The organism is Pseudomonas fluorescens (assembly GCF_902497875.1).
Classification (GTDB): domain Bacteria; phylum Pseudomonadota; class Gammaproteobacteria; order Pseudomonadales; family Pseudomonadaceae; genus Aquipseudomonas; species Aquipseudomonas fluorescens_BR.
The window spans coordinates 40058-49470 of record NZ_CABVHY010000041.1 but is presented as its reverse complement, the minus strand read 5'-3'; the positions used below and the strand labels follow the sequence as shown (position 1 = coordinate 49470).

At 58.9% G+C, this 9413-nt stretch carries 9 protein-coding genes; 6 read left to right on the top strand and 3 right to left on the bottom strand.

The features are described 5' to 3' along the window. The first annotated feature begins 186 nt into the window (after positions 1-186). From F8N85_RS29895 to F8N85_RS29870, 6 genes are all read left to right on the top strand, one after another. On the top strand, positions 187-456 hold the full coding sequence (locus F8N85_RS29895) for an AbrB/MazE/SpoVT family DNA-binding domain-containing protein (protein WP_150802201.1): 270 nt from the start codon (positions 187-189) through the stop codon (positions 454-456). Beyond that, on the top strand, positions 456-818 hold the full coding sequence (locus F8N85_RS29890) for a type II toxin-antitoxin system PemK/MazF family toxin (RefSeq protein ID WP_150802200.1): 363 nt from the start codon (positions 456-458) through the stop codon (positions 816-818). The genes F8N85_RS29895 and F8N85_RS29890 overlap by 1 nt, the downstream gene beginning before the upstream one ends. Positions 819-1039: 221 nt before the next feature. After that, on the top strand, positions 1040-1336 hold the full coding sequence (locus tag F8N85_RS29885) for a type II toxin-antitoxin system HigB family toxin (protein ID WP_150807051.1): 297 nt from the start codon (positions 1040-1042) through the stop codon (positions 1334-1336). Beyond that, the gene (locus F8N85_RS29880; RefSeq protein ID WP_150807050.1) at positions 1333-1734 is read left to right on the top strand and encodes a helix-turn-helix domain-containing protein; all 402 of its coding nucleotides are present in this window, start codon (positions 1333-1335) and stop codon (positions 1732-1734) included. The genes F8N85_RS29885 and F8N85_RS29880 overlap by 4 nt, the downstream gene beginning before the upstream one ends. A 219-nt stretch (positions 1735-1953) precedes the next feature. Continuing rightward, on the top strand, positions 1954-2250 hold the full coding sequence (locus F8N85_RS29875) for a type II toxin-antitoxin system HigB family toxin (protein ID WP_150807051.1): 297 nt from the start codon (positions 1954-1956) through the stop codon (positions 2248-2250). Beyond that, positions 2247-2648, top strand: a complete 402-nt coding sequence (locus F8N85_RS29870) for a helix-turn-helix domain-containing protein (RefSeq protein WP_150807050.1) — start codon at positions 2247-2249, stop codon at positions 2646-2648. Before F8N85_RS29875 ends, F8N85_RS29870 begins: the two co-directional genes overlap by 4 nt. A 6-nt stretch (positions 2649-2654) precedes the next feature. Here the strand turns inward: F8N85_RS29870 and selO are convergent, their stop codons facing one another. From selO to F8N85_RS29855, 3 genes are read right to left on the bottom strand one after another with little or no spacing between them, the layout of a single operon-like run. Beyond that, positions 2655-4118: a protein adenylyltransferase SelO gene (gene selO, locus F8N85_RS29865; protein ID WP_150807049.1), complete on the bottom strand. Its 1464-nt coding sequence runs from the start codon at positions 4116-4118 to the stop codon at positions 2655-2657. 48 nt (positions 4119-4166) lie between these two features. Beyond that, positions 4167-7517 carry a mechanosensitive channel MscK gene (gene mscK / locus F8N85_RS29860; protein WP_150807048.1) on the bottom strand — a complete coding sequence of 1117 codons (3351 nt, stop codon included), beginning with the start codon at positions 7515-7517 and terminating at the stop codon, positions 4167-4169. A 34-nt stretch (positions 7518-7551) separates the two neighbouring features. Then, positions 7552-9294 carry a potassium/proton antiporter gene (locus F8N85_RS29855; protein WP_150807047.1) on the bottom strand — a complete coding sequence of 581 codons (1743 nt, stop codon included), beginning with the start codon at positions 9292-9294 and terminating at the stop codon, positions 7552-7554. Between the last annotated feature and the right edge of the window lie 119 nt (positions 9295-9413).

Here is a 9413-nt window from a genome sequence, read left to right as displayed (position 1 = left end):
TGGGCAGCTGTCGCATGCTCTCACATATTTGAGGCTGGTCGCTTACGCCGCAAGTCTAGGCTGGGAATAGCGTTAAATACTTTGAAGTGACCTAGTGAGGAATTCGCTTTGCTCCCATCCGTGTGCTACTTTTGTTGCACTTATCGAGGCGTCGATATCAACCTTATTTCGGATCGGAGTCCTCTCATGTCCGTGACTTCCAAAATCCGCCGACAAGGCGGTGCTGCGGTGATGACCATCCCGCCGACTTTATTGAAACTCCTGCATCTGGAGGTGGGCGCGCAATTGGAGCTCAATGTGGTCGATGGCGAATTGATCGCTCGCCCCGTCGTACAGCCGGTGCGCAAGCGCTATACCCTGGCCGAATTGCTCGAGGGGGCCGAAGCAATTGCCGAACTGAATGCCGCCACAGCGGATACTCGTGAAGGCGATCCAGTTGGTCGGGAGTTGGGCTGATGGTTCGTCGACAAGCCCCGCAGCGGGGCGATGTTTACTGGATTGACCCGAATCCGGTGGCAGGTAGAGAGATGATGAATCGCCACCGTTTTGTTGTGATAACACCACGAGAGATCAATGCCTTGGGTGTGAGCATGACCGTCCCGGTGACCAGTGGAGGCACGTTTAGCCGCAATTCTGGTTTGGCGGTGGTTGTCACCGGGCACGAAACCAATGGCGTCGCGGTGTGTAATCAGGTGCGCAGCTTCGATATCGAGCAACGAATCCAAGAGGGCTCCGCCAAGTTCATTGAGCGTCTCGACGACGTGACAATGATGGACATCATTTCACGAGTTGTCAGTGCAATTGACCCCCAGGACTGAACGTATCATCACGACGAACAGCTGATCTCCAGATGCTTGCCTCCACTCGAACAGCTGGTGGTTCTCATGTCCTTGCATTTCCGACCGAGCCTCGAAGCGCTCCGAATCCAGGCTGTGAGAAGGCGTGAAGGTCATGCCACTGGTCTACTCGGGAATATAGCAACTTGCGATAGTTGAATTCTGCGTTTAACCTCCATAGCAATATGCGATAAGGATGTTGCATGCATGTGATTACTGAAAAACGAATCTGGGAAGCCAAGGAAAAATGGCCACACTCCGCCAGCGCGCTGGATGCATGGTATCGAGTGGTCAAGGCCAATAGCCCTGGCGACTTTGCAGCAATGAAGAGGATGTTTCCTGCAACGGATAAGGTAGGCCCGTTGCATGTGTTTGATATCGGCGGGAACAAGCTGCGATTGATTGCGGCCGTTCATTATCGAGCGCAACGGCTTTACATCAAGCATGTGCTGGATCATCGCGACTATGACAAGGGAAAGTGGAAGGAGGAGCGTCGATGAGCGTTCTGATCAAGCAAGCCGCCGAGCACTGGCACTTCGTGTCGCCGCTGCTGAGCAAACCGGCAAACGAGGCGGATTACGATCTGCTGGTCGCATCGCTGGATGAGTTATTGGAGCTGATCGGCGAAGACGAGTCGAACCCGTTAGCCAGTCTGGCGACTATTTTGGGTGATCTCATAGAGGCCTATGACCGTGAGCATCGACCGATGCCCGTGGCCAGTGGCGTTGAGGTTCTACGCTATCTGATGCGTGAGCATGGCTTGAGCCAGAGCGACCTGCCAGGCGTGGGAGCCCAGTCGGTGGTCTCGGAAATCCTCAGTGGCAAGCGTAAGCTCAACCTGCGACAGATTCGCTGGTTGGCCGAGCGCTTCAGTGTGAAGGCGGATGTGTTTTTCTAAGCTGCTTCACGACGAACAGCTGATCTCCAGATGCTTGCCTCCACTCGAACAGCTGGTGGTTCTCATGTCCTTGCATTTCCGACCGAGCCTCGAAGCGCTCCGAATCCAGGCTGTGAGAAGGCGTGAAGGTCATGCCACTGGTCTACTCGGGAATATAGCAACTTGCGATAGTTGAATTCTGCGTTTAACCTCCATAGCAATATGCGATAAGGATGTTGCATGCATGTGATTACTGAAAAACGAATCTGGGAAGCCAAGGAAAAATGGCCACACTCCGCCAGCGCGCTGGATGCATGGTATCGAGTGGTCAAGGCCAATAGCCCTGGCGACTTTGCAGCAATGAAGAGGATGTTTCCTGCAACGGATAAGGTAGGCCCGTTGCATGTGTTTGATATCGGCGGGAACAAGCTGCGATTGATTGCGGCCGTTCATTATCGAGCGCAACGGCTTTACATCAAGCATGTGCTGGATCATCGCGACTATGACAAGGGAAAGTGGAAGGAGGAGCGTCGATGAGCGTTCTGATCAAGCAAGCCGCCGAGCACTGGCACTTCGTGTCGCCGCTGCTGAGCAAACCGGCAAACGAGGCGGATTACGATCTGCTGGTCGCATCGCTGGATGAGTTATTGGAGCTGATCGGCGAAGACGAGTCGAACCCGTTAGCCAGTCTGGCGACTATTTTGGGTGATCTCATAGAGGCCTATGACCGTGAGCATCGACCGATGCCCGTGGCCAGTGGCGTTGAGGTTCTACGCTATCTGATGCGTGAGCATGGCTTGAGCCAGAGCGACCTGCCAGGCGTGGGAGCCCAGTCGGTGGTCTCGGAAATCCTCAGTGGCAAGCGTAAGCTCAACCTGCGACAGATTCGCTGGTTGGCCGAGCGCTTCAGTGTGAAGGCGGATGTGTTTTTCTAAGCTGCTTCACGACGAACAGCTGATCTCCAGATGCTTGCCCCACTCCGGTGGGCGTTCGGCATAGCTTTCCATTCCGGGTTGTTCTTCGAATGGATTGCTCAGTACCGCCTGCAGGCGACGGACTTCCTGGTAGTCGCCGCTCTCGGCCGCATCGATGGCTTTCTGCGCCAAATAGTTGCGCAGGATGTAGAGCGGGTTGACCGCGTGCATGCGACTTTGGCGCTGTTCCTGGTTGTCGCAACCCTCGCGAGCGACGCGGGCGGTGTAGCGCTCGGACCAGGCATCGAAGCCCTTGAGATCGACGAAGTCGTCACGCAGGCGGGCGACGGCCAGTTCGGCTGACTCATTACCCAGTCGACGGAAGAACAGGCTGTAGTCGACGCCGCTGTTCTGCATCAGTTGCAGCAAGCCTTCGACCAGTTTCTGATCGTCGTCCTGCGCGGTCGTGAAGCCGAGGCGGCGGCGCATCAGGTCCAGGTAATGGGCCTGGTACAGCGGTAAGTACAGGCCAAGGGTTTCGCGCAAGGCCTCGACGCTGATGAACGGTGTCAGGGCCTGGGCCAGGGCGCTAAGGTTCCACTGGCCGATGGGCACCTGGTTGCTGAAGGAGTAGCGGCCCTGGTCATCGGAGTGGTTGCAGATGAACTGGGCGTCGAAGTCATCGAGGAAGGCGAACGGACCGAAGTCGAAAGTGATGCCCAGGATAGACATGTTGTCGGTGTTCATCACGCCGTGGCAGAAGCCATAGGCCTGCCATTTGGCAATCAACTCGGCGTTACGCTCGACGATCTCGCGAAACATCGCCAGATAGGGCTCGGGTTGTTCCAGGCACTCTGGAAAATGCATCGCCAACACGTGCTCGCCGAGCTGCTTCTGTTGCTCGGGTCTCTTGGTGTAGTAAAAATATTCAAAATGCCCGAAGCGCACATGGCTTGGCGACAGGCGCAGCAGCATCGCTGCGCGTTCCTGCTTCTCGCGCCAGACCGGCGTACTCGAACCAATCACACAGAGCGCACGGGTAGTGGGAATGCCCAGCGCCTGCAGCGCTTCAGAGGCAAGAAACTCGCGGATCGATGAGCGCAGCACCGCCCGACCATCGCCCATGCGTGAATAGGGGGTTTGCCCGGCGCCCTTGAGGTGCAGGTCCCAATGCTCGCCAGCTTCGTTGTAGACCTCGCCCAGCAGCAGCCCGCGACCGTCCCCCAGTTGCGGGTTGTAGGAGCCGAACTGATGCCCGGAATAAACCATCGCCCGCGGCTCGGCCTCAGCCCAGAGCTTATGGCCACTGAACAGTTCGGCGAACACCGGAGTCTCGGCGATTGCCGGGTCCAGGTCGAGCAGGGCCATGGCGGCAGGGCTGGCTACCACCAGCCGTGGGTCGGCGACAGGTTCAGGCAGCACATGGGTTGAGAACGCATCACCCAGGCGGGCGAAGCGATTATCGAAGGTCAGTTCGTCGAGGGCTTTCAACGGCCATCTCCAGCAGAATGTCCGAGCATTCTGCTAGGGATAGCAGGGTTAGTCGAGTTTGGTCGGCGGTGGCTCTTGCGTCGACTCTCCGACGGGGGCGGGTACGATGGTTTTGTTTTCCGATTCGATGGGTACCATTTTGTACTCCTGGCCCTGAAGATTTTTCAGGTAGACCTCCATCTGCCGGAACGAAATGTTGATGTGCTGTTTCTTGAACTCGCGGTTGATGAAGCGGTTGACCTCATCGAGCACCGGGTTACGGTCGCCGAGGTCACGCACGTGCATACGCAGTTCGTGGTCCAGGGTGCTTTCGCCGAAGTTCAGGAAATACACATGGGGCTCAGGTTCTTTCAACACCCGTGGGTTGTCCCGGGCGGCCTTGAGCAGCAGCTCCTTGACCAGGTCGAGGTCGGAGCCATAGTCGACGCCGAGCTTGAGGGTGACCCGAGTGACGGTGTCGGTCAGCGACCAGTTGATCAGTTGCCCGGTAATGAAGGTCTTGTTCGGGACAATGATGTCCTTGCGGTCGAAGTCGGTGATAGTCGTGGCGCGGATGCGGATCTTGCTCACCGTGCCGGACAGGTTGCCGATGGTGATGGTGTCGCCGATCCGGACCGGGCGCTCGAAGAGGATCATGATCCCCGAGATGAAGTTGGCGAAGATTTCCTGCATGCCGAAACCCAGACCTACCGACAGCGCCGCCACCAGCCATTGCAGCTTGTCCCAGCTCACGCCGAGGGTGGACAGCGTGGAGACGAAACCGATCCCGGCGATCACGTAGGACAGCAGCGTGGTGGTGGCGTAGGCGCTGCCCTGAGCCAGATTGAGCTTGGACAGCACCAGCACCTCCAGCAAGCCGGGCAGGTTGCGCGCCAGCGCGAAGGTAATGCCGATGATGATCAGCGCCCCGAGCAAGTCGCCGATGCTGATCGGCACCATGCTGACGTTGGCGCCGGTACCGCTGGTGTATTCGTAGAGGGTGACGTTGTCCAGGTACGAGAAGACCGTGATCAGGTCCGACCAGACCCAATACAGCGCGGCGATGAAACCACCGAGCAGCGCCAGTCGGATCAGGCGCATGGACTGTTCGTTGACCTGCTCGATGTCCAGCGTCGGTTCTTCAACCACCACCTCGCCGTCGCCGGCTTCCTTGGCCGCCTGGCGCTTGCTCAGCGCGCGCTGGTAGGCCAGGCGCCGCGCCGCGACACCCAGGCCGCGAGCGAAGGTGGCTTCGATCACCAGCCAGAACATCAGCAGGTAGAGGGTGTTGATCAGTCGGTCGCTGAGTTTCAGTGCGGTGTAGTAGTAGCCAAAGCATACGGCGATGAACAGGGCGATCGGCAGGGCCGTGAACATCACCCCGACAGCCTTGCGAAACAGCGAGGCGTTGCGGTGTGCCGGGCTGCTGATCAACAGCCGGCTGAGCAGCCAGGTCATCAAGGCGTAGCAGGTCAGGACCACCGGCATCCCGAGTACGTCATCGGCCAATGTCGCGGGTTGCAGTTCCGCAACGGCGACCACCGCTACCAGCGCTATCACTACCAGCCCGAGCCGGCGGATCCAGCCCTGGAGAAATTCGACCTGGCGCTTTTCCCAGCGGAAATGCAGTTCGGCCACGCCACCCGGCGCGAGGGTTCGGTAGGCGGTGTAGAACACCAGCCAGGCCTGGGAAACTTGCAGTAGCGCAGCGCCCAGGTTGGTGTTCTGCCCCCGGGCATCGATCTGCAAGGCGTAGCCGCACAGGGCCAGCGCCAGGGAAATCGGCATCGCCAGCAGGATGTTGATCAGAATCGCCTGGGGGGTATGCCACTGGCTGTCGCGTTTGAAGTGGCCGATGTCCTGGTGAACCTTGTTCAGCTGGGCATAGAGGTACTTGCGTCGCCACAGCAAGGCGCCGATCAGCAACGCCAGCGGCAGGAACAGCAGCGGGCGCTGGGTCAGGCCGTCAGCCAGTTCACTCAGGCTTGAAGCCCATGGCAGGGTGGTGATCTGTCTTTCCAGACGCTCAGGTACCATTCGCATCCATTCGAGGTCCAGCGGCTTGTTGCTGGGGATCCAGAACATCTGTTCATCGAGGGTCGCGCGCAGGCTTTGCGCAGTACTGAGCAGTTGCTTCTGGTTCAGTTGCAGGGTGATGGATTCGTTCAGTACAGCGCTCAGCTCGCGGTTCAGTCGTTCCAGCAGATCGGCGCGGGTCACCGCCAGGTCGAGCAGGGTCTTGCGCAGCTGTGGGGTGACTTGCTCCGGCTGCTGGGTCGCCAGCAGGGTGTCGACGTAGGCACTCGGATTACTGAGCAGCTCTCGTTGCTGGCTGACCTCGAACTGGTACAAGCGAATATCGGCGATTTGATCGGCCAGATCGCGGTCGAGCTTGAGGTGTGGCAGCGACTGTTTTTGTTTGTAGAGAATCTTCGACAGCAGCAGGCTGCCCCTGAGTACGTTGATCTGCTCTTCCAGGGCTGAATCGCTTTGGGTCACGCTGTCCAGTTGCTGCTTGGTCTGCAGGTTCTGCTGGGTCACCTCGTTGAGGCGGTCGGTGCTTTTGAGCAGGTAGTCGGACAGTTTCAGGTTGGCCGCGCTTTCGGTGGCGAGCAGGGTGCTGCCGCCGGATTTTTGCGCTTCGATCGACTGTTGTGCCACGGTCTCCTGGGACTGGGCCAGGCGTTTCTGATTGATCAGGGTTTGCAGGTCCTGGATTTCCTGCTCCATGCGCTTGGTCTTTTCTTCCAGCAGATCATGTTGGCTGTTGCCCAGGTCTTGCAGCTGGTTATTGCCAGCCAGTTCCTGGCGGCGCAGAAGAATCAATGCATCAAGCGCGGCCTTTTCGGCATTCAGCAAATTGCGCTGGTCGGCACTCAGCGGCTTGCCGTTGTCCTTGCCGCTTTTAAGGGTGTTGTTGATCGCCTGGATGCGCGTCTGGCTGCTGCTGATCTCGGCCTGAGCCCGCTCCGGACGAGTCTGGGAGGTGATGATCAGGCTGTTGGCATCGGCCAGGGCTTTTTGCAGTTGGCCTTGCTGACTGGTGCGCTCGGTCAGCAACTGCTCGAGCTGCGGGACTGGCAGGTTGGCGTAACGTTGCGCCGTAGGCACCACCTTGGTCGCCTTGAGGCGTGCCAGTTCCTTCTGGTTTTCGCTGTTCTGGCGCGGCGCGCTGCTCAGTTGCTGCTTGAGGGCGGCCAGTTTTTTTTCGTAATCCTGCTTGTTGGCCAAGTAGGTCAACGTTTGCTGCAGAATCCCTTGCAGGGCCTTTTGGTCAGCCTCGGGTAGTTTTCGATCAGCAATTTTGTCCAGGCTCTGCTGGACTGCCTCAGTGCTGGGCAGGTCTGCTGCATACAGCGTACCGACGGAAAGACTCAGGCCAAGCAGGACAATAGCGAAATAAGTGCGCAGGGTTGACATAAATACCGGTCAAACTGGATAGAGAGTGGGCAGTTTAGAGGAAGTGTCCGGGCCCCGGGCGACTTCCTTCGGGGAATCTGACGCCTACTTTGCCAATCTTGTTCCCTTCCATCACTGCAACGGTCCAGATGGTGTTGTTCCACTCAACCTGGTCACCGACTACTGGCGCACCGCCCACTTTCTGGTTAATGAAGCGACTCAATGGCATGTCCGGGTCGAGCCCTTCGAGCTTCAGTCCATACAGCGCCGAAACCGCGCCCAGCCGGGCGTCGCCTTCGAGTATGAAATCGCCGAAGAAGCGCAAATCCAGTCCTCGCTGCGGCGCCTGGCTGAACAGTTTTCCGAGGGCTGGAAGGTTGTGTTCGTGGCCGATTACGCAGAGCAGATCATCGGCTTCCAGGGTGGTACTACCCGACGGATGGAGCAGTTGCTGGCCACGAAACAGGGCCGCGATGCGGGTGCCTTCGGGCATTTTCAGCTCACGAAGGGGCGCACCAATGCACCATTTTTCCGCACCGAGGCGATAGACGAACAACTCCCACTCACTGGTGACATGCACTTCGAGCGCCGCCCGGGAGATCGGCGCTGGCTCTGGCGGAACCGTGACTTTCAGCAGCTTGGCGACCCACGGCAGGCTGGTGCCTTGCACCAGCAACGAGACCAACACGATAAAAAATGCGAGGTTGAAGTAGAGCTGGGCGTTGGGCAGCCCGGCCATCAGCGGGAACACCGCGAGAATGATCGGTACCGCGCCGCGTAGTCCGACCCAGGCGATAAACACCTTCTCGCGCCCATGGAAGGCCTTGAACGGCAGCAGACCGACGATCACGGAAAGCGGCCGGGCAAACAGGATCATCCACAGCGCCAAGCCCAGGGCGGGTACGGCGATCGGCAACAAATCGTGGGGGGTGACCAGCAGGCCCAGCACCAGGAACATGCCGATCTGCGCCAGCCAGGCCATGCCGTCGAGCATGTGCAGAATGCCGTGACGGCTACGCACCGGACGATTGCCGATCACCAGGCCGCACAGATACACCGCGAGGAAGCCGCTGCCGTGCAGGGCGTTGGTCAGGGCGAAGACCAGCAGACCGCCACTGATTACCAGAATCGGGTAGAGGCCGGAAGCCAGCTTGATCCGGTTGACCATTTGCAGCATCAGCCAGCCGCCGCCCAGCCCGATGATGGCGCCGATGCCGAACTCACGAAGCAGATGCACCAGCAGGTTCCAGTGCAAGCCGGTTTCGCCGCTGGCAAGCATGTCGATCAGGGTCACGGTGAGGAACACCGCCATCGGGTCGTTGCTGCCGGATTCGATTTCCAGGCTGGCGCTTACCCGTTCGTTGAGGCCCTTGCCGCCCAACAGCGAGAACACCGCCGCGGCGTCGGTGGAACCGACGATGGCCCCGATCAGCAGGCCTTGAATGAGGTTCAGGTCGAACAGCCAGGCCGCCGCCATGCCGGTCAGGCCGGTGGTAATCAACACGCCTATGGTGGCCAGTGAGAGCGCCGGCCATAACGCCACGCGAAAACTCGCCACCCGGGTGCGCAGGCCGCCGTCGAGCAGGATCACTGCCAGGGCGAGGTTGCCGACCAGATAAGCGGTAGGGTAGTTGTCGAAAATGATGCCGCCGCCGTCGACCCCTGCGGCCATGCCCACGGCCAGGATGATCACCAGAATCGGGATGCCGAGGCGGGACGAAAGAGAACTCACTAAAATGCTCGCACCCACCAGCAACGCGCCGATCAAGAACAGGCTGTTGATGGTCGTCGCATTCAATGGCGGTACTCCAGAAGCAGAAAGGCGGGCACAAACTGACCATGCAGTCTGCGTGCCAGCGATTCTAACCTGTTGAAATGCTGCGCTGTCAAAAAGCTTTTTAAGATCAAAAGATCGCA